The sequence below is a fragment of the Pseudoalteromonas sp. NZS71 genome, from assembly GCF_015864715.1.
In the GTDB taxonomy this organism is placed as follows: domain Bacteria; phylum Pseudomonadota; class Gammaproteobacteria; order Enterobacterales; family Alteromonadaceae; genus Pseudoalteromonas; species Pseudoalteromonas arctica.
The window spans coordinates 14,398-34,788 of sequence record NZ_JADYWS010000013.1; the positions used below are offsets into that span (position 1 = coordinate 14,398).

The 20,391-nt window shown below is 41.4% G+C and carries 13 protein-coding genes; 8 read left to right on the top strand and 5 right to left on the bottom strand.

Features of this window, described 5'->3' with window-relative positions:
• Window positions 1-145: 145 nt before the first annotated feature.
• The 4 genes from I6E85_RS10140 to I6E85_RS10155 form a co-directional block, all read right to left on the bottom strand.
• Window positions 146-1,150 (bottom strand): YeiH family protein, encoded by a 1,005-nt coding sequence (locus tag I6E85_RS10140; protein ID WP_024589593.1) that lies wholly within the window; start codon window positions 1,148-1,150, stop codon window positions 146-148.
• A complete protein-coding gene (locus I6E85_RS10145; protein ID WP_024589594.1) occupies window positions 1,150-2,145 on the bottom strand; it encodes a TauD/TfdA family dioxygenase in 996 nt (331 codons plus the stop codon). Before I6E85_RS10145 ends, I6E85_RS10140 begins: the two co-directional genes overlap by 1 nt.
• 9 nt (window positions 2,146-2,154) lie before the next feature.
• Window positions 2,155-3,117 carry an aldo/keto reductase gene (locus I6E85_RS10150; protein ID WP_024589595.1) on the bottom strand — a complete coding sequence of 321 codons (963 nt, stop codon included), beginning with the start codon at window positions 3,115-3,117 and terminating at the stop codon, window positions 2,155-2,157.
• Between the two features lie 215 nt (window positions 3,118-3,332).
• Complete coding sequence (locus I6E85_RS10155; protein WP_024589596.1) at window positions 3,333-4,082, bottom strand: GntR family transcriptional regulator; 750 nt, start codon at window positions 4,080-4,082, stop codon at window positions 3,333-3,335.
• 180 nt (window positions 4,083-4,262) lie between these two features.
• On the opposite strand from I6E85_RS10155, the gene I6E85_RS10160 reads away from it, so the two are divergent.
• From I6E85_RS10160 to I6E85_RS10195, 8 genes are all read left to right on the top strand, one after another.
• Window positions 4,263-5,030, top strand: a complete 768-nt coding sequence (locus I6E85_RS10160; RefSeq protein ID WP_024589597.1) for a sulfite exporter TauE/SafE family protein — start codon at window positions 4,263-4,265, stop codon at window positions 5,028-5,030.
• A 107-nt stretch (window positions 5,031-5,137) separates the two neighbouring features.
• Window positions 5,138-7,198 (top strand): alpha-xylosidase, encoded by a 2,061-nt coding sequence (locus I6E85_RS10165; RefSeq protein ID WP_197236921.1) that lies wholly within the window; start codon window positions 5,138-5,140, stop codon window positions 7,196-7,198.
• Between the two features lie 102 nt (window positions 7,199-7,300).
• On the top strand, window positions 7,301-9,040 hold the full coding sequence (locus I6E85_RS10170; protein ID WP_024589599.1) for a solute:sodium symporter family transporter: 1,740 nt from the start codon (window positions 7,301-7,303) through the stop codon (window positions 9,038-9,040).
• 205 nt (window positions 9,041-9,245) lie between these two features.
• Window positions 9,246-11,681 (top strand): TonB-dependent receptor, encoded by a 2,436-nt coding sequence (locus I6E85_RS10175; RefSeq protein ID WP_024589600.1) that lies wholly within the window; start codon window positions 9,246-9,248, stop codon window positions 11,679-11,681.
• A gap of 210 nt (window positions 11,682-11,891) precedes the next feature.
• Window positions 11,892-13,481: an alkaline phosphatase gene (locus tag I6E85_RS10180; protein ID WP_024589601.1), complete on the top strand. Its 1,590-nt coding sequence runs from the start codon at window positions 11,892-11,894 to the stop codon at window positions 13,479-13,481.
• Window positions 13,482-13,492: 11 nt separating this feature from the next.
• Window positions 13,493-15,283 carry an alkaline phosphatase gene (locus I6E85_RS10185; RefSeq protein ID WP_024589602.1) on the top strand — a complete coding sequence of 597 codons (1,791 nt, stop codon included), beginning with the start codon at window positions 13,493-13,495 and terminating at the stop codon, window positions 15,281-15,283.
• Between the two features lie 139 nt (window positions 15,284-15,422).
• Window positions 15,423-16,136 carry a hypothetical protein gene (locus I6E85_RS10190; protein ID WP_024589603.1) on the top strand — a complete coding sequence of 238 codons (714 nt, stop codon included), beginning with the start codon at window positions 15,423-15,425 and terminating at the stop codon, window positions 16,134-16,136.
• A gap of 288 nt (window positions 16,137-16,424) precedes the next feature.
• On the top strand, window positions 16,425-18,380 hold the full coding sequence (locus tag I6E85_RS10195; RefSeq protein ID WP_024589604.1) for an ATP-dependent endonuclease: 1,956 nt from the start codon (window positions 16,425-16,427) through the stop codon (window positions 18,378-18,380).
• 119 nt (window positions 18,381-18,499) lie between these two features.
• Here the strand turns inward: I6E85_RS10195 and I6E85_RS10200 are convergent, their stop codons facing one another.
• Complete coding sequence (locus I6E85_RS10200; RefSeq protein ID WP_197236922.1) at window positions 18,500-20,389, bottom strand: monovalent cation:proton antiporter-2 (CPA2) family protein; 1,890 nt, start codon at window positions 20,387-20,389, stop codon at window positions 18,500-18,502.
• Window positions 20,390-20,391 lie beyond the last annotated feature (2 nt).

Here is a 20,391-nt window from a genome sequence, read left to right on the forward strand (position 1 = left end):
TTTGAGTTAATTTTAATTTAATCAATGCTTTATGTTTGTATTAGAACGCGGTTCTAGAGTAGGTAAAATGCAAGTTTTAAGTGGTTAAAACATGACCTAATTACCTACTGATTTTTTTGATATATACCTTAAATAACTTGATTCATTAGCTCCAAATTACAAATCCAAGTATTAATAATGCAATCCAAAGTGTTTCAGCCACAATTAAAATAATGGGTTTCATACCTACTTCGGTAAGCTTTCCTAAATTAGTTTTCATTCCTATGGCTGAAATAGCCGCAATTAAAAAGAACTGCGAAAGTTCGTTAGCGGTTTCAAGTACTATTGTAGGAAGTGAAAAGCAGCTATTTATTATCATGAGTATTACAAAGCCAATTAAAAAGCCAGGTACTTTAGGTAATTCTCCGTGTTTTTCTTTGTTTGAGCGATTAATAACGACCATCATAATAAGTACAACAGGTAGTAGCATGGCAACACGTACAAGTTTAGTTAGAGTTGCTATATCGCCTGTCTCTGGTGATACCGAATAACCTGCACCCACTACCTGGGCTACATCATGTATTGTGCCACCTAAAAATACGCCTGCATTATGGGCGTCAAACTCAAGATAATTAACCACAATAGGGTAGAGGATCATAGCAAGGGTCGACATAGCTGTTACGCCAATAACGGTTAATAAGGTGTCGCGCTCTTTATGTTCGCTGTTTGGCATAATAGACGAGATAGCCAGCGCAGCAGACGCTCCACAAATAGCAACCGAGCCACCTGTTAGTGCACCAAAGCGTTTTTGTAGGCCAAATGCGCGCGCTAGCACTACGCCTAAAATAATAGTGGTAAATATGGCGCCCGCTAACATAAGTGCTGTTTGCCAACCCAGTGTTACTAAATCTCCCAGCGCAATGCGTGTGCCTAGCAGTACTATACCTACACGCAAAACCGTGGTGCCGGTAAAATCGATACCTTTGGCGCAAGGGCTATCGCTTTGATACAAAAATGAGACTGCCATACCCAGTAACAAAGCAAACAACATGGCTGGCGCACCATAATGTTCGCTTAAAAATAAGGCGGCAAGGCCAGTCATTGCAGCAATGCTGGCACCTTGCCATAAAGGTGATATTTTACAGCTTAATTTACTACTTAAGCGCTGCATTACGCTTTAGCTGCGGTAAGTGCTACTAATACTTGGCGCTTACGTTCACCTGTAAAAGGGCGACGACCATGCATAGCCATTTCGTTATCAACTAAAGCAACGTCACCGTCTTGCCATGCAAGATCAAAGGTAAATACTTTAGAAAGCTCCACAATTTTATTAAGTCCAACTTTAGGAATCGCACTACCATCACCAAAGGTAATGGCAATTGATGGATTATCGCGTACACCTTTCCAGCCCATGTAAGCGGCAATCAGTTGGTTATAAAAAACCTGTACGTTGTTTTCAAGAGTTACTACAGCAGGCAGTACTGGTGTAACGGCTTTTAGTGAGCCGTCTTCAAGCCATTCCCACTCGTAACCAAGTTCGGTTAATTTATTATGTGCTTCGTCTTTGGTTTCTACACTTAGCGTACTTTTCCAGCTTCGGCCTTGGCCTGATGTTGCGTCGTCAGCGGCTGGCATATAGGTGGTATATTTTAGGCCTTTGTGTTCAAAGTCATGGGCAAGCTTGCTGTCGTATTCTTTTAATGCACTAAATAATTTATCTGATCGGCAAAGAGGTGTTGCACCGCCTTCTTCTGCGGCCGATTTACAAAAGAAGAATAATTTACTTGGCGAAATAGGCGTTTGCGCCATTTCGTGATGTAAGTATATTTCTACATCTTTTGGCGCTTCGTTAGCTGTAAATACACGTTCGGTAAAATTAATACGTACCGCGTTAGACAGTGACTCTTTATAAGTAAAATTGTCATAATCAAACCCGGCTGAAAAAGTATCAAATGTTTCGGCGCTATTTACAGGAAAGCCACGAAACAACACAGCACCTGAGCTGCGAAGTTTTGTAGCCAATTCACTTTTATTTGCGCGAATGAAAGCTACCGCTTCTTCAACGGTGCTGGCGTTATTGTTATTAACAACAATGCACGGAAAAACCGAATCATCGAATGTTAATTGAGTTGGCACTGAGGCGTAGTTAATTTCGGTAGCTGACATTGTATGTTCCTAATCGTAAATTGGGTGAAAGCGGTTAAAGGCAGCTTCACAAAAGTGCCCAGGGTCGTTGAATCGGCGATTACTGTTAAGCGCAGAAATTTGCGCCATTTCTTGCTCTGTTAATTCAAAATCAAACAGTGTGAGATTTTCTTTCATGCGTTCAAGTTTTGAGGTTTTAGGAATAATGGCAGTGCCGCGTTGCACGCCCCAGCGAAGAACTACTTGTGCTGGCGTTTTGCCATGATTGTGTGCGGCCGCTTTAACAACGCTTTGCTCAAGAACTGATTCAGTTTTATCAGCCATTTCTAGCTCAAGGTATGAAAGCGCACCCAGTGGTGAAAACGCAGTAACCGGAATATCGTACTGCTTTGCGAGTCTTACTAATCGCTCTTGCGTTAAATAAGGGTGCGACTCAATTTGCAACATAGCGGGTTTGATATTTGCGTAGGTCATTAAGTCGTGAAGCAGTGCGCTTGAGTAATTACATATCCCAATGCGTTTTGCTTTGTTGTTGTGTACTTGTTCTTCCATTGCTTGCCACGTTAAATACAGTGGTACTTTTGCAAGCTCCATTTGTGGGTTTTGCGCTGTAGGGTCAACAAACCACTCTGGTGGATAGCGGGTTTCTATTGGCACAAATGTTTGCGCAATCGGAAAATGAATTAGGTATAAGTCTAGGTAATCTAGCTTTAAATCACTCAGTGTTTTATCAATCGCGAGGCCAACATGCTCTGGTGCATGAAAGGTATTCCACAGTTTTGATGTTACCCATAATTCTTCACGGGTACATAAGCCATCGTTTATTGCTTGGGCGATGCCATCGCCTACTTGTTCTTCGTTACCGTAGTCTGATGCGCAATCAAGATGGCGGTAACCTGCCTTAATGGCTTGGTATACCGTTTGTGCACAATCTTCTTGCGCGACTTTCCATAAACCGAACCCTACTGGAGGGATATTATTTAATGAACTCATTGGGAATTCCTGTTAAAAATGCATAATGACTTAGGTCTTGTATAAGACATAAGTTATTATACGAATCAAACAGTGTCAATACTGTGTTAACAGCAAAGCAGTAAATGGTTCAGTTAAAAAACCTACAGGCAGCAAAAAGGCAGCGTTTGCTGCCTTTAAAAAATATTTAATTATTATGCGCTAAAGTGGGTTTTTAGCACTAAACACGCTTTTAATTAATCAAGTTCAATTTGATAGTGGTAATGATCGCTACGGCATTTACTTTGGCGGTATTCAATACGTTTACCTTCGATTGATTCGGTAATGCGTGATACCAACAGCAGTGGATCGCCAGCTTTTATAGCAAGCATTTTGGCATCATCCATTGTAGCAAGTACGGCTTTAATACTGTCTTGGGTTTTGTGTACAGTTTGGTTAAATTTGGTCTGATAGTAATGGTACAATGTATGCGGAATATCACTACTTTGATGTATATCAGGAAAGTAGCTTTGTGGTAGGTATATAGTTTCGCTCATGCAAAATTCGTTATCAAGAATACGCCTACGAACAAGCTTGGTAACTTTGTCTTTTTTATTGAGTTGTAACGCTTCTATTACTTCAACTGGCGCTGCACAAAGCTCAACCGATAGCAGTTCAGCCTTTGGCAAATCGGCACCTTTACCGTCTGCTTGTAACGGAAAAAACCTAAATAAGGCATCTTGCGCAGTATGTTGCGATACAAACGTACCAACGCCTTGGCGACGAGTTACTATTTTATTGTCGGTTAATAAGTTTAGTGCTTTACGAACTGTACCTTGGCTTACGTTAAATTCTTCAGCAAGGCGAAATTCGCTTGGTAGTGCTTCGCCAGGTACCCAACGTCTTTCAACAATGAGCTGTTTAATATAATCAGCCACTTGTAAGTAAAGTGGTTGAAAAGCCAAGCTTGGGCCACTTAATTTGTGATCAAACATAGAGTTACTCATTATTATTTACCATTAAATTTAATCCACCTGTAGTTATAGCATAGGTGAAACCTTTTACGCATATTTGCGCTAGCTCAATTAAACGTGAACTACTGCTGTAATGTTTAATAGGCGCAAAATATACATTATGCCTAAAAACAAATCGTTACACTACAATAGCTCACCCTTAGGAAATTAAAAGTGCTCAGTATTTCTTTTGAACTCATTTTGCTTATGGCGCTGTGCCTAAGCCTTGCCACTGTAATGCAAACTCTTAGCGGGTTTGGCTTTGGGTTGCTGGTGGTTGCAAGCTTTACGTTACTTGATGTATTGCCACTCACGGCAACTACATTTTTAGTGAGTTTGCTGGGGTTAGTTAATTCAACAACCGTGGTCGTTAAAAACCGCAGTTCGGTAAAAGTACCCGAGCTAAAACTTATGTTGTATACCGGTATTCCGCTAATGCTGTTAGGTTTTGTACTACTTGAATATATGTCGTCACATTTAACACACTATTTAAACTTTGCTTTAGGTGTAAGCATTTTGCTTTGCTGCGCTTTAATGCTGATTGGCCGCGAGCGTACAAATAAACAAAGTCGTCCTCGTTCATTTTTAATAGCCGGTGGAGTAAGTGGGTTACTTGGTGGGTTGTTTTCAACCTCAGGGCCGCCGCTTGTGTTTCAATGTTATAAGCAAAGTTGGTCTATTGAAGCTATTCGCAGTACGTTATTAGCGGTATTTACTATTGGTGGACTAGTACGTGTAGGTATTGCTTTATTTGGTACTTTGCCTGGGCTCGACATTATGTTTTTAATTGCAGCGGCTATTCCTTTAGTGTTGCTAGTTACGCATTTTGCTCGTAAATTAACGCCCTACGTTGACGCTAAATGGGTACGTATTATAGCAATTGCATTGCTTGGCCTAAGTGGTATATCGCTGGTGGCAACATCGGCGCCGGGGATATTTTAAAAATCGCGATGTAAATAATTCATCTTGAGTTTATTTACGTTGACATGGGGATTACAATTATTTAACTTGTGTCTTATACAAGACTAATAATTGGTTAAGGAACTCCCATGAATGCATTTGAATTACGTGAGCCAGACTGGAACGCAATAGAGCCAGCACGCTTAACCGCACAGCCAAAGTTACAAGGTAATGTGCTGGTTTTGCCCACTCAGTTTGGTGATATTAGCGTAACGATTAGCCAGTTTGGCTTACGTTTAAATGCAGGCACCACGCATGACGAGCAATTTAAAATATTAACCACAACCCCATCAGAATACCCCCTCACACTTAGCAAAAACAATAATGATTACAGCGTAAGTGGTGGCGAATACCGCCTAGAATTTTACAGCGACCCTTTTCATTTCAAACTTTATAAAAACGATGAGCTAGTACAGCAATCAGCAACTGATGGTCACTTTGTACGCCAGCACCGTTTACCGCCACTAGCTAAAACCGATAACGGCTGGATATTAAGCCTAGAGCTTAACTACGACGAAGCCGTGTATGGTCTTGGCGAAAAATGGGGCAAGCTTGATAAACGCGGCCAACTTATTCGTTCATACAACCACGATGCGCTAGGTGTTAACGCCGAAAAGTCTTATAAAAATACCCCGTATGCATGGAGCCCAGAAGGCTGGAATTTATTTGTACATACACCCGCACCGGTAACTCATGGCGTAGGTTATGCACTTTGGTCGCAACGTGCATATGTATGTTTAGTTGAAGATGACGCGCTAGATGTATTTTTATATCAAGAACAAACACCTGCCCAAAGCATCAACCGTTACTGCGAGCTAACAGGTTTTGCACCGGTGCCACCGCAGTGGAGCTTTGGTGTTATTTTATCAAAAGCGTATTACAAAGATGCTGACGAATTACTTAGTGTTGCCCGCGAAGTGCGCGCTAAAAATATGCCGTGCGACGTAATTACTCTTGATGGCCGTGCATGGCAAGACACCGACACCCGCTTTGCATTTGAATGGGACCCAACACGCTACGCCGACCCAAAACCTGTGCTTGATGAATTAAAAGCGATGGATTTTAAAATTTGTGTGTGGGAATACCCGATGATCTCGGTAAATAACCCATTATTTGCTAAAGCGGCCGAAAACGGTTGGCTTATAAAAGATAAACGCACAGGTAAAGCGTATCAATACGAGTGGGATTTAAGCCCATTTGGCGAAGTACTTACGCCGCTGCCAGAATCGGGTATTTTAGATTTTACGCACCCTGATGCTTACGAATATTGGCTCGAATCGCATAAGCCTTTGTTTGAGCTTGGCGTAGATATGATAAAAGCGGATTTTGGCGAGCAGCTAGAAGACGACAATATGATATCTCACAGTGGTGATAGCGGTATTAGGCTGCACAACGTTTACAGCATGTTGTACAACCGCTGCGTTTTTGAGGCCGCCGAAAAATACTGTAAAACTGGGCCATTTTTGTTTAGCCGTTCAGCATGGACGGGCAGCCAACGTTTTCCTGCACAGTGGGGCGGCGACCCGCAAGCCGATTGGCAGGGTTTAGCGGCAAGCATTCGTGGCAGTTTAGCGTGGGGTATGTCGGGTGGGCCATTTTTTGCAACTGACATTGGTGGTTTTTACAAAGACACCCGCGACGCAGAACTTTACGTGCGCTGGGCACAAGCGTCGGTATTTAGCGCACATATGCGCTTACACGGTATTGGTCCTCGCGAACCGTGGTCTTACACCGAGCAAGCAAGTGATGCGGTATTTGCAGCACTTAAATTACGCTACCAGTTAATTCCGTACTTACAAACATGTGCAGAGCAAGCGCAGCAAACAGGCTTGCCGATTCAGCGTGCCATGGCATTGGCATTTCCTGATGATGTACTGGCACATAGTTTTGATCAGCAATTTATGTGCGGTGAAAAATTACTGGTTGTGCCGTGTGTAGTACCAAACGGTAAAGTTAAGTTTTATTTACCGCAAGGCAATTGGATTCGCTTCCCCGATAAACAAATTTACGAAGGGAGTAAGTACTACGAGCACACACTCGCACTTGAAGAAATGGCAGTATTTGTACGCGAAGGCGACAGCCTAATGCTTGGCCCAGAGGTTCAACACACAGAACAAGACATGAGCCAATTAACAGCATGGCCTAAATAAAACTCGGCTTAATAAAAAACACACACAACACATATACAACACACAATAATAAAGATATTAGCTTACTTTTTACCGAGTAAAGTAAGCTAAAAGGGGCGCAAGATGGAAGGTATGAACATTACCATGACACTGCTATCGTGCTTGGCGTTTATGGCGCTGGTGGGATATATCTCGTACCAAAAAACCAAAGGGGAAGTTAACACCCAAGATGGCTACTTTTTAGCGGGTCGTGGGTTAACAGGTACATTTATAGCAGGGTCGATGATCCTCACTAACTTATCGGCCGAGCAACTAATTGGCCTTAATGGCTCAGCTTATGGTTACAACCTAAGCTCAATGGCGTGGGAAGTAACCGCAGGGATCTCAACCATTATTATGGCGTTGATCTTTTTGCCTCGTTATTTAGCGGGCGCGTTTTCTACCTTACCTGAATTTTTACGGGATCGTTTTGACGATACCGTACGACGCATGACGGTGATCTTATTTATGGTAGGGTATTGTTTTATAACGATCCCTTCTGTTTTGTACTCAGGATCAATTGCCGTACTTAGACTTTTTGATGTACCCACCTTATTAAATATGAGCTACCAAGCAAGCCTAATTGTGACCATTATTACAGTGGGTTCAGTTGGGGCTATTTATGCTGTATTTGGTGGTTTAAAGGCGGTTGCGGTATCAGATACCATTAACGGTGTTGGGTTATTAATTATTGGTATTTTAGTGCCAACACTGGGCTTAATTGCATTGGGTGATGGTAGTTTTTCAGAAGGGTTAAGCACCCTAGTAAACACCGACACAGAAAAGCTCAATGCTATTGGTAGTAGCGATGATCCCGTGCCATTTGGCACTATTTTTACAGGGATGATCTTAGCTAATTTGTTTTATTGGGGCACTAATCAGTATGTGATCCAGCGTACATTGGGCGCTAAAAACTTAGTTGAAGGTCAAAAAGGGGTGTTGTTTTCAGGGTACTTTAAAGTGCTAGTACCGTTTATGATGATGATCCCAGGCGTTATTGCTTACCATCTTTATAAACACGAAAGCCTGCCAACTATCGATTTAGCTTACCCACATTTGGTAAAAGAAGTACTTCCACAGTATTTATCTGGCTTCTTTTTGGCCGTATTGCTAGGTGCTGTATTTAGCTCATTTAATTCATTGCTCAATAGCGCGGCGACCTTATTTTGCTTAGACGTTTATAAGCCAATGAAAAAAAATAAAGTAACAGACGGCCAACTTATAAAAGTAGCCAAAATTACCAGTATTGTTATTGCCATATTGTCGTTTATAACTGCGCCATTATTGATGTTTGCGCCTGAAGGTTTATGGCACATTATTCGTGTGTTTACAGGTTTCTACAACATTCCGGTCATCACAATTGTATTGGTTGGTTTATTTACTCGAAAAGTGCCTGCACTGGGCGCTAAAGTCGCGATTATATTCCATATTATTGCCTACACCTTGCTTAAATTTGTATGGGATGTAGACATTAACTTTATTCATATTTACGCCATTTTGTTCTTAATTGAATTGGCAATAATGCTGGGTATTGGTTACTACAAACCACTTAAAACACCATGGCAATTTACACGCAAAGCCGAGGTAGACCTTAATCCTTGGAAATACGCATTACCTTGCGCAATTGTATTAGTAGGCTTGATTGTTAGCTTGTATATATTGTTTTCGCCGCTCGGATTAGTGGGTGGAACCAGTGTGTACTTTGTACCAAGTTTAGTTGCTGTTTGGTCTACTGTTTTAGTGCTTAGCTGGTGGAGTGTACGTCGTTGGCAGGTTCGTTACGAAAATAGCTTGGCGCGTATTGGGGCTAAAAACGCCGCATAACGTGCGGCTATATTCTGTATACCAAACTTAAATCACATTTAATTCACATAATGTTTGCATTAGTAAGATAGTTTGTTTAAATTTAAAGCTCTTATATAAGATATAAGAGCTTTAAGGAAAGCATCACACACTGACACCGCTTTTTAGCAACTCACACAATTGCTAGCGCGGTACCACACAGCACACGCACAATATGGAGAATGACATGAGAGCTAAAAAGTCCGTCTTAAGCTTGGCAGTCACGTTAGCAATGACAACCGGTTTAGCGCTTAGCGCGCAGGTACATGCACAGCAAGAGCAAACCGAACAAGAACAACAAAAAACAGAAACAGCTAAAAACGATACATTTGAAAAAATAGTCGTTACTTCACAAAAAAGAACGCAAAGTTTAAACGAAGTACCTGTTGCGGTATCGGTGCTTAATAGCGATCAAATTAATTCAGCTTTTGCTAATAACATGGAAGGCTTACAGTCACTTGTTCCTTCGGTTAGCTTTAGAAAAGGCACCACAACACGTAACTCAGCGCTAACAGTGCGCGGTATTGGTACTATTTCATTTAGTATTGCTGCCGAACCAAGTGTGGCAACTGTTGTTGATGGCGTGGTACTTGGCCGCTCGGGTCAAGCATTTGCCGATTTATACGACGTAGACCGCATTGAGGTATTACGCGGGCCACAAGGTACGTTATTTGGCAAAAACGCCTCAGCAGGTGTGGTAAATATTACCACTAAAGATCCGTCGTACGACACAACCGGCAGCGTAGAAACCTCGTTTTATCAAGATAACGAATACCGTTTTAAAGGTGTTATAAGCGGCGGTTTAACCGACGATTTAGCCGCTAGCTTAACGGTATTTAAAGGCAAGTTTGACGGTTACATTGATAACGTTTACAACAACGAAAAAGTAAACGGTTATGACCGCGAAGGTGCACGTGCTGTATTTAAATATGAGCCAGAGGACGACTTAAGCGTAAAATTTATAGCTGAGTTTTATAACGCAGATGACGACTGTTGTGCCGATTTAGAAGCCCTGCCAAGTGGTCGTAATCCTGATTCAAAAGCAGCGCCAAACAGTAACGGCATTGTGGATGGTGTAGCCGATATTGACCTAGACCAGCGCAAAGTTGACCATGACTACGAGTCGCGCACAATTGACGAACATAGCGCATTTTCGGTGCAAGTTGATAAAACAATTGGCGACTATACGTATACTTCAATTACTGCACAGCGTTCATGGGATAACACAGAATACCGCGAAGGCGACTTTACCTCTATTGCTGGCGACAGCAGTGAGCCGGTATTTGGCGCGCCGTTTCAGTTACATGATATTGGTGCACAGCAATGGGATCAGTTTTCACAAGAGTTTAGAGTTACATCAAACCTAGCTGGGCCATTTAATTATGTTGCCGGCTTATTTTATTGGAACATGGATTCACAACGTAACTTTACTCGCGATGCAAGTTGCCAAAATAATGCTGGCCAGCTTGATAGCGCAATGGCTTTTTACGCGCAAAATAACTTATCGGGCGCTGAGCTTGATACAGCACTTGCTGATTTAGAAGGTTACACACAAGGCCTAGGCATTAGCTGTAACGCAAACGATATTGTATCGGCCACCGCTTTTATGAGCACAGAATTTAATAACTGGGCAGCCTTTGCCGATGGTACCTACGATTTATCTGAAGATTTACGCGTTTTATTTGGTATTCGTTACACCGACGATGAAGTGTCTTACACGCATCGCCGTGTAAGTAACGATGTATATGGCCGCACCGGTGTAGGCGTGCGCCCAGCAACACTTAATACAGATGATGAAGGCAAAGCCGAAGAAACCAACGTATCGGGTCGTTTAGGTATGCAATACGATTTAGGCGATGGCCAAATGGTATACGGCACTTACTCGCAAGGTTACAAAGGCCCTGGTTTTAATATTTATTATAACTTTAATCCAGATAACGACAGCCGCGAAATAGCACCTGAAGAGTCAGACGCTTATGAAATAGGCTACAAATACGCAAGCCGCGAATTTGTATTTAACATGGCTCTTTTCAGAACCGAAATTGAAGGCTTTCAAGCTAACAACTTTGACTGTTCAGACGGCACCTGTATTACCCGCTTAACCAATGCGGGCGACGTAAGTACACAAGGTGTTGAAGTTGACTTTATGTGGGCTGCAACAGAGTCGCTAACGCTTACCGGTGGTGTTGCTTACATTAAAGCTGAAATTGACGAGTTTAATTGTCCGGCAGAGGTAGCCGCTGGCTCGTGTACTGACCGCTCAGGTTTAGATGTCCCATTTTCGCCAGATCTTAAATATTCACTAACGGCTGATTACTTTATTGAAACCGACCATGGTTTTAACGTACACATAAACAGCTCATACATTTACACCGATGAGCAATACTCAGACCTACCAGACAACGTAGGCGAATTTAATCCAGCTGCTTTATTACCAGATTACGGTATTTTAAATGCAAGTGTGGGTTTATCGTTTAAAGATGACGCGTTTAGAGTATCGCTTATTGCTAAAAACTTAACCGACGAAAGCTACGTAACTACCTACAGTGGCGATAACTTCCGTTACCAAATACCGCGCGATGCAGAGCGCTACTTTGGGGTATCGTTTAAAGCACGTTTTTAATTCCCTCAATAATTCCCTCAATAATTTCCCTTAGAAGCGCAACGTTTAACACGTTGCGCTTTTTTTGTGACTTATTTTTGTAATAGTTTAGTCATCTTACTTTCATCAAAATTACCTTTATCAGTCACATCTGTTTTCTATAGTGCAGCGGTTGATCTTTTTTGTGTTTACACATTTCAAAAAATAACCACTAAACAATGGGAATTACGGATGAAAATTAAAAAAGTCGCTGCAGCAATCGCGCTAACATTTGCGTTTAGCGCAGTTAGCCATGCTGATGTACTACCGCAAAGCCAAAAAGACAGCAGCTGGTATAGCGCTGCGCAAACTAAACTAACAACAAAAACAGCACAAGCGCAGGCTACACAAGCCACTAAAGCTAAAAACGTCATTTTATTTGTGGGCGATGGCATGGGTATATCTACTCTTACCGCTGCGCGTATTTTACAAGGGCAGCGTAATAACCAATCTGGCGAAGAAGGTTATTTAAGCTTTGAAGAGTTCCCATACTCTGCACAAGTTAAAACATATAACGTAGATGCTCAAACGCCCGATTCAGCAGGCACGATGACGGCTATTATTTCGGGTGTAAAAACCGATGTGGGCGTTATTGGTGTAGACGAAGATATTGAACGCGGCGTGTGTTCAACAGTAGCAGGTAACGAGCTAATTACCGCGACCGAATTGGCTGAAATTAAAGGGCTATCTACCGGTATTATTTCTACAGCACGTATTACTCATGCAACCCCTGCTGCAACGTATGCTAAATCGGCTGACCGTAACTGGGAAGACGTATCAGATATGCCAGAAGATGCAGTAACAGGTGGCTGTGAAGACATTGCATCGCAACTGGTTAACTTTGAAAAAAACCTAGAAGCACGATTTGTAGGTACCGACGTAGACGGCCTTGATTTTGTAATGGGTGGCGGTCGTCGTCACTTTTTACCAAAAGACGAAACAGCTAACTCAACAGATGCAGTAAGTTCTATAGAAGGCGACCGTACAGACGAGCGCAACCTAGTGACTGAGTGGCAAACACAATACCCAGATGCTACGTACGTGATGGATCAAACAGGCTTTGATGCAATAGCAGACGACGCCACTAAAGTATTTGGTTTATTTAACGAATCCCACATGCAGTACGAAGCTGACCGCGCAAACGATGTAGCGGGCGAGCCTTCACTTACCGATATGACCACTAAAGCAATTGAAGTGCTTGGTAAAAACGATAACGGATTTTTCTTAACGGTTGAGTCGGGTCGAATTGACCACGCGCACCACGCGGGTAATGCATACAACGCGCTTAACGACACCATTGAGTTTGCTAAAGCCGTGCAAGCAGCGGTAGATAACACCAATCCAGAAGAAACCCTTATTTTAGTAACCGCCGATCACAGCCATGTATTTACTATTGCAGGCTACCCTAAGCGTGGTAATCCAATATTAGGTCAAGTAGTTGCAGTAGGTGCAACAACACCAAGCCTAGCCGCCGACGATATGCCGTACACCACCGTAGGTTACGCAAATGGCTTAGGTTTTAGAAATCTAGGCAGTGAGACCGATGCCGATGCAAGTTACACAAGTGCTGCTGTAGCAGGGCGTGTTGAGCTAAATGGCGTTGATACAACAACCCCAGGCTTTCATCAAGAAGCAACTGTACCAATGGGTTCAGAAACACACGCAGGTGAAGACATATCTTTACATGCTAAAGGTCCTGGTGCTCAGCTAGCACAGGGCGTAATTGAACAAAACGTTGTATTTCATTTAATTAATCAAGCTCTTGAACTAACTCAGCAATAATGGCGGCTAACATGAACAAATTAACGGTACTTTCTTTGGCAGTAATGGTCGCGCTAGCAGGTTGCTCGAGTGACGATAACAAAAATGAAAACAATATTATCGCAGTAGATAACGCTATTGCAGTAGGCTCTGAGCAGTGCATTAATGGCGGTGTAGAGACGCAAGTAGGCACAGATACCAATAATAACGACGTGCTAGACAGCGACGAAGTTAACTCAACTAATTTAGTGTGTAATGCACCTGCAACGTCGTTAACAAGCGAGCAGTTAGCCTCGCTCACTAGCAATACGTGGTTTAGTGAAGCACAAACAAAATTAGGTGCTGCACAAACAGCCAGTAGCAATATTGTTACTGAATCAGGCAAAGCTAAAAACGTAATTTTATTTGTGGGCGATGGTATGGGTATTTCTACCATAACCGCAGCACGTATTTTAGCGGGTCAGTTAGAGGGCGAAATGGGTGAAGATCACCAGTTAAGCTTTGAAACTATGCCTTTTTCAGGCTTTGTAAAAACATACAACGTAGATGCGCAAACGCCAGATTCGGCAGGCACTATGACCGCAATGGCATCGGGTGTTAAAACCGACGCAGGCGTTATTGGTATTGATGAAGCGGTTGAGCGTGGTAATTGTGCATCAGGCAAAGGGCACGAACTTGTTACCTCGTTAGAGCTTGCTGAAATTGCAGGCAAAGCAACAGGGATTATTTCTACAGCGCGTATTACTCACGCAACACCAGCTGCAACGTATGCTAAATCGGCAGAGCGTAACTGGGAAGATATCTCCGATATGCCAGAAAGTGCTGCAACGTGTGAAGACATTGCATCGCAACTGGTTAACTTTGAAGCCAACTTAGAAGCACGCTTTAGTGGTGTTGATGTAGACGGTATTGACGTAGTAATGGGCGGCGGTCGTCGTCACTTTTTACCAAAAGATGCCGCGTTTAATTCAGCCGATGCAGTAAGCGCTGTTGAAGGGGATCGAACAGATAACCGCGACTTAACCGCAGAGTGGAAAACGCAATATCCAAATGGCACTTACGTAATGGATCAAACCGGTTTTGATGCAATAAGTGACGATGCCACTAAAGTGTTTGGCTTATTTAACGAGTCCCACATGCAGTACGAAGCTGACCGCGCAAACGATGTTGCAGGCGAACCTTCGCTTTCACAAATGACCGAAAAAGCAATAAACGTGCTTGATAACAACGAGCAAGGTTTTTTCTTAACGGTTGAGTCGGGTCGAATTGACCACGCGCATCATGCGGGTAACGCTTATAACGCGTTAAACGACACTATTGAGCTTGCCAAAGCCGTTAAAGTGGCGATGGAAAACACCAACCCAGAAGAAACATTAATAGTTGTAACTGCCGATCACAGCCATGTATTTACCATTGCCGGTTACCCTAAACGCGGTAACCCAATTTTAGGTAAAGTGGTTGCAGTAGGCGCTACTGAGCCAAGCTTAGCTGCCGACGATATGCCTTATACAACGGTTGGTTACACCAATGGTGGTGGTTTTAGAAACCTAGGTAGCGAGACTGATGCCGATGCAGGTTACGCGTTTGCACCTGTTACAGGGCGTGTTGATTTAACTGATGTTGATACAACAACACCTGGTTTTCATCAAGAAGCACTGGTACCAATGGGCTCAGAAACACATGCCGGTGAAGACGTAGGCGTTTATGCAATGGGGCCAGGTGCACACTTGGTAACAGGCACAAACGAGCAAAGCTTTTTATTCCATGTAATGGACTTTGCCGCTGACTTTGTAAAAACAGCAGACGAAAAACTAGCGCAATAAATACCGCCTAGTTATAAATTTAGTTAAATATATCTAAATAAAAAACCCCGCCTACTGTGCGGGGTTTTTGTCATTAAACTGACATTTATAATCGTTATGTTATTGCCATAAACTTGAAATATAAATAAGAGATAGCTAAATGAAAAAAGCGTTATTAATAATTGCCACGCTTGTAAGTACAAGTAGCTTTGCCTCGCAATGTGATATTGATGCCAAGCAATTAAAAGCGGATTATAAAATTACCAACAGCCATAAAGCGCAGCAAAGTAGCGAGTCACTTACCCTTTGGCGAAACAACCAGCAAGTAGCGCATCAAAGTGAAGTAATAACCGAGCTTTGGCAGCACTTAGCCAATAATCAAATACGACCAATACGTTATTTTAATGCCCAGCAACGCGGTATTGAATATCAACCATCTGAGGTACGCGGCGTACAAAATTGGAGTGCTAAAAGTCAGCTGGTGGATAACCACTTAATCGAAAAAATGACCTTAGTAAGCACACAAGGCAAAGGCTGCGATGAAGTAAAAAACTATACACTGAGCGAAAATGGCAACGACTTTAACCTTGCCTTTATTACGCATTCAAAATTAGTTAAAACATTTAGTATTAGTAATAAAAAAAGCCAAACAAGTACATTGCTAAGCCTTAATAATGTAAACACTAATGAGCCATTAATTAGTGCTCAATTTGCACAGTGGGATCGCTTTCAAACCACCGACTACGCCGACATTGGCGATAACGAAGGCGACCCATTTTTAGCTAAAATGATAAACCTTGGTTTTATAGAGCACGGCGCAACTGGCTTTTATAACCAGCAGGGCGAGGCTATTCAAGGCGGACATCACCACTAGGTTTTTTAAATGTTGTAGCTCATAGCTGAAAGAATGACAGGCGGCTATGAGCTACAAGTTAGTATTCAAAAGTAGATTAATTTAAGCCATTCCCAACCAAGTAATACAACAAACGCTTCCCTATTTTTATAAAACACACACTATCAGCCGCATAATATTTATAGTTGGTATTAACTTATACTATTTGATATTAATAGAAGTTCACACAATAGGGACGTTTTGTGGAAGTAAGAAAATGTCCTGTTGTTCTACGACTAAAAATACTCTCAGCGCTACAAATGGAAATTTATGTACTTTAGTGAAATATATATCGATAATTTTAAAACTCTGAGAAAGGTTAAAATTCATTTAAATAATGAATTAAACGTTTTCACTGGTACAAATAATGCGGGAAAAACAACAGTTCTTGAGGCGCTAGCTCTATGGAATGAATGTTTCAGAGCATTAATAACTAAAGCACAAAAAGCAGACTCCAAAAATGATATAAGAAAAGGTGATTTTCGATTAGGCAAGAAAAACAATAATTATATTGATCATCGTTCTATTACATCTGTTAGAACTTCTAGGTATGAAGATATTTTTTATGAGATGGATGTAACTAATCAAATTGTAATTTCTGTAAAGCTTGTTGGTGATAATTTTGAGTTAAAAATTCCTATTCGTATAAAGTCAGCGAATGGTGGGAATTATCTAATTTATCTTGATCGGCATGATGAATTCGATTTTCCGACCTTTAATTCTAATCTAAATTTGCCGACTCCTTTTACAGCAATCTATGCTTCGCCTGTTGCTACACTAGTTTCAGATGAAAAATATGTTACACATCCGCAAGTTAACCAACAGATACTATCGAGAAAATCATTTTTAGTATTAAGAAATCGAATTGCTAAATTAACGCCATATCCTAATTATAAAGATTTTGAAAATGACGTTTCATATATTTTGTTTGAATCTCAACATAGTGTTGTATTTGAAGTTGTTGGTGACATAAATCAAGACGTTAAAGTAAATGTGAATGTGTATTTTGGAAATCAAAGTACGGCAAAAGATATTTCTTTACTTGGTAGTGGGACATTACAAATAATAGAGCTGATGTTAGCTATTTATGAAGAAAGATCTGACCTGAATTTAATTATGTTAGATGAACCTGATTCGCACATTCATAGAGATATTCAAAAAAGACTTATTGATGTATTGGTTCGTAATGCATTGAAGGCACAAGTTTTTCTTACCACACATAATGAAAGCTTGATTCGAGCTACCAAACCTAAAAATATATTTCATATTAGTGATTCTGGTGATGGTTTAAATACTTTAGAAATTAAGCCCATTAATGATAGCAATCCTGAAAGTTTAAAAGTCGGTATTCAACCATCTGGAAAATCTAAAGTTATTAAGGCATTAGGTAACAGTGATTCACTAGATATCCTAGACTGTTTAGAGGCAAAAAAAATTGTTTTTGTGGAAGGTGAAGATGATGCCCTTTTTATTAGGAATATATATGAAAAGGTAAGAAATAAGTCTTTAGATGATTACGTATTTTGGTCTTTAAATGGTTTAGATACATTCATCGAGTGCATAAACCACTACAAAGGCTTTTTCCAGATTATTGCAAATGGTCATGATTTGTGGAGTAAAACAATTTCAGTTATTGATGCTGATTATATGACTCAAAGTCAGAGGGAAAACTTGCATTTACAATTAAATCAGAGGGTTAGTTTGCCTTCATTCATTTGGGGTGAGTACACGATTGAGGCATCTATACTTTCAAATATAAACGCATTTTGTGAATTAATTCATAGGGCGCTGCTTGAAAATGGAGCTAACATAGAAATCGGAGTTGTGAGCCAAGAAGTTACTCGAATTGTAAATCAACACTGTATAGAAACATTAGGCTTACTTAATGAAAATGAGGAGCTGCAAAGAAAAATATCAGGCCAAATTTTAAATAGAAATCAGAAGTGGAGCTCCTGTGTTGGTATTAATAATTTATTTCCTGGCGGAGTTCAAAACCATCTAATTAACTATCAAAGCTATGCAAGACCTTTATTACAAAGAAATTGTTGCACGCATATGATGGGAAAAAATGATTTATCTGAAATAACCAATAAGATTTTTGAGCACTTTGGGTTGGATATTGATTACACGCCATTGTCAGTATTTGAGTATTTACTTAATTATTATGATAACTCAATTCATATAGATTCTTGGCAGCAACTAGCTAATTTCATAGATGGCAGATAACGTATTCTCTAAATTGAAAAACGTAGGTTCTATTTCATCATCATTAATTTTAGACAACCATATTTCATTCTGAGCGGTGCTATTAACTCACGTCAATAACACATATCAGTTTTTAGACACTACTCAAGATGAGCATCATCAGGCTTTTTAGGTTTACTCGCTACTTCTGTTAAACCGTTTTCGCAATCGCCGCTGTCGCAGGTATTTAAATCGCTTTGTGCTTGTTTATCTTGTTGCAGCACTTGTTTTAAATCTTCCATACGTTGGCGCACGGCTACGCCGTAGCTGGCGTCGTCGCCCCACAGCTCTGCAAGTTGCAGTACTGCAGCGCGGTCGTGGTCTCTAAACAGCTTACCTGCGCGCTCTGCATCTTGTTTAGTGTTACCTAGTAACTCGAGTGCTTCTACGGCAAGGTTAATAGCTGAGTCGACTGTTTCGCGGTTAAACGCATCTACTTTTAAATTAAGTAACTGATACGCATGGCGGCGGTCGATTGCGCGAGCAACAATTTTAAGTTGCGGGTAGTTTTTATGCGCTAGTTTAATTATCTCAATGGTTTTATCGGGGTTATCAATTGCAATTACTAGCATTTGCGCTGTGTGCGCGCCTGCGGCTTCAAGGAGTTCTTGGCGTGCTGCATCGCCATAAAATACAGTATTGCCAAAACGGCGTAGTAATTCTATTTGGCTAGGGCTGTGATCAAGTACGGTAATTTCGTAGCCTTGCGCGTGCAGTAAACGCCCCATAATTTGGCCAAAACGTCCGTAGCCCGCAATAATTACGTGCTTAGCGGTGCTAATTTGCTCTGGCTTATCAAACTCAGGCGGAGCACTGCTGCTGCGTTTTTGTATTTGCTCATAAACCATAAGTAGTAACGGCGCTATTAGCATTGATACCGCTACAACTAAGGTAACAAGGCTGGTTTGCTCGGGCGTTAAAATACTTAAGGTGGTGGTTACGCTTAAAAGTACAAAGGCAAACTCACCCCCTTGGGCAAGCGCTAAGGCAAATAATAACTGCTGTTTACTGTTAATTTTAAAGGTAACGGCAAGGGCAAATAAAATGCAGGCTTTAACTACAATAAGTAAAACCACTAAGCCAATAACAGTACTAAACTCGTTAAATAGCAGTTCAAAGTTAATTGATGCGCCAACAGTTATAAAAAACAATCCTAAAAGTAAGCCTTTAAAGGGTTCTATATCGGCTTCTAATTCGTGTCTAAATTCACTCTCGGCAAGTACAACGCCTGCTAAAAAAGTTCCCAATGCAGGCGATAAACCAATACTTTGCATAACCAGTGCAATAGCGACCACTAAAAACAGTGCAAAAATAGTAAATATTTCACGCATGTGCGTTTGGGCAATGTATCTAAATAACGGCGCCGATACATATTTACCGCCGGCAATAATAGCGGCAATAACCGCAACCGATACACATACTTGTTGCCATACAGGCCAGCTTGCAATAATCGAATCGCTGATTTCTTTTGTGCTAGTTTGCGGGGCAAATGCGAGCAGTGGCAATAGGGCTAAAATAGGGATAATTGCGATGTCTTGAAACAGCAATACCGAAAAAGCGTTTTGTCCGGCTTCTTGCTTTAGCCAACCTTTTTCTTCAAGGCTTTGCAGTACAATAGCGGTAGAGGAGAGCGCGAGCATTAAACCAATGGCGAGTGCGGTTTGCCAATGCATGGCAAAAAACCAATAACAAAATGCAAATATAGCCGCTGCCGATAACACAACCTGTAAGCCGCCAAGCCCTAAAATAGAGTGGCGTAATGTCCATAAACGCGAAGGTTGTAGCTCAAGGCCCACTAAAAACAGCATCATTACTACGCCAAATTCAGCGAAGTGCATTACATCGGTTTGATCGCCCACAACACCCAGCGCATAAGGGCCAATGAGTATGCCGGCAATTAAATAACCTAACACTGAGCCCAGTCCGACTCGTTTTGCAATGGGGACAGCTACAATGGCTGCTGCTAAGTAAATTAAAGCAATTTCTAACACGC

What these genes read in the sequence shown, in the direction of transcription:
- I6E85_RS10140 (WP_024589593.1), bottom strand. Translation starts at nt 1,150, where the DNA reads ATGCAGCGCTTAAGTAGTAAATTAAGCTGTAAAATATCACCTTTATGG.
- I6E85_RS10145 (WP_024589594.1), bottom strand. Translation starts at nt 2,145, where the DNA reads ATGTCAGCTACCGAAATTAACTACGCCTCAGTGCCAACTCAATTAACA.
- I6E85_RS10150 (WP_024589595.1), bottom strand. Translation starts at nt 3,117, where the DNA reads ATGAGTTCATTAAATAATATCCCTCCAGTAGGGTTCGGTTTATGGAAA.
- I6E85_RS10155 (WP_024589596.1), bottom strand. Translation starts at nt 4,082, where the DNA reads ATGAGTAACTCTATGTTTGATCACAAATTAAGTGGCCCAAGCTTGGCT.
- I6E85_RS10165 (WP_197236921.1), top strand. Translation starts at nt 5,138, where the DNA reads ATGAATGCATTTGAATTACGTGAGCCAGACTGGAACGCAATAGAGCCA.
- I6E85_RS10170 (WP_024589599.1), top strand. Translation starts at nt 7,301, where the DNA reads ATGGAAGGTATGAACATTACCATGACACTGCTATCGTGCTTGGCGTTT.
- I6E85_RS10175 (WP_024589600.1), top strand. Translation starts at nt 9,246, where the DNA reads ATGAGAGCTAAAAAGTCCGTCTTAAGCTTGGCAGTCACGTTAGCAATG.
- I6E85_RS10180 (WP_024589601.1), top strand. Translation starts at nt 11,892, where the DNA reads ATGAAAATTAAAAAAGTCGCTGCAGCAATCGCGCTAACATTTGCGTTT.
- I6E85_RS10185 (WP_024589602.1), top strand. Translation starts at nt 13,493, where the DNA reads ATGAACAAATTAACGGTACTTTCTTTGGCAGTAATGGTCGCGCTAGCA.
- I6E85_RS10190 (WP_024589603.1), top strand. Translation starts at nt 15,423, where the DNA reads ATGAAAAAAGCGTTATTAATAATTGCCACGCTTGTAAGTACAAGTAGC.
- I6E85_RS10195 (WP_024589604.1), top strand. Translation starts at nt 16,425, where the DNA reads ATGTACTTTAGTGAAATATATATCGATAATTTTAAAACTCTGAGAAAG.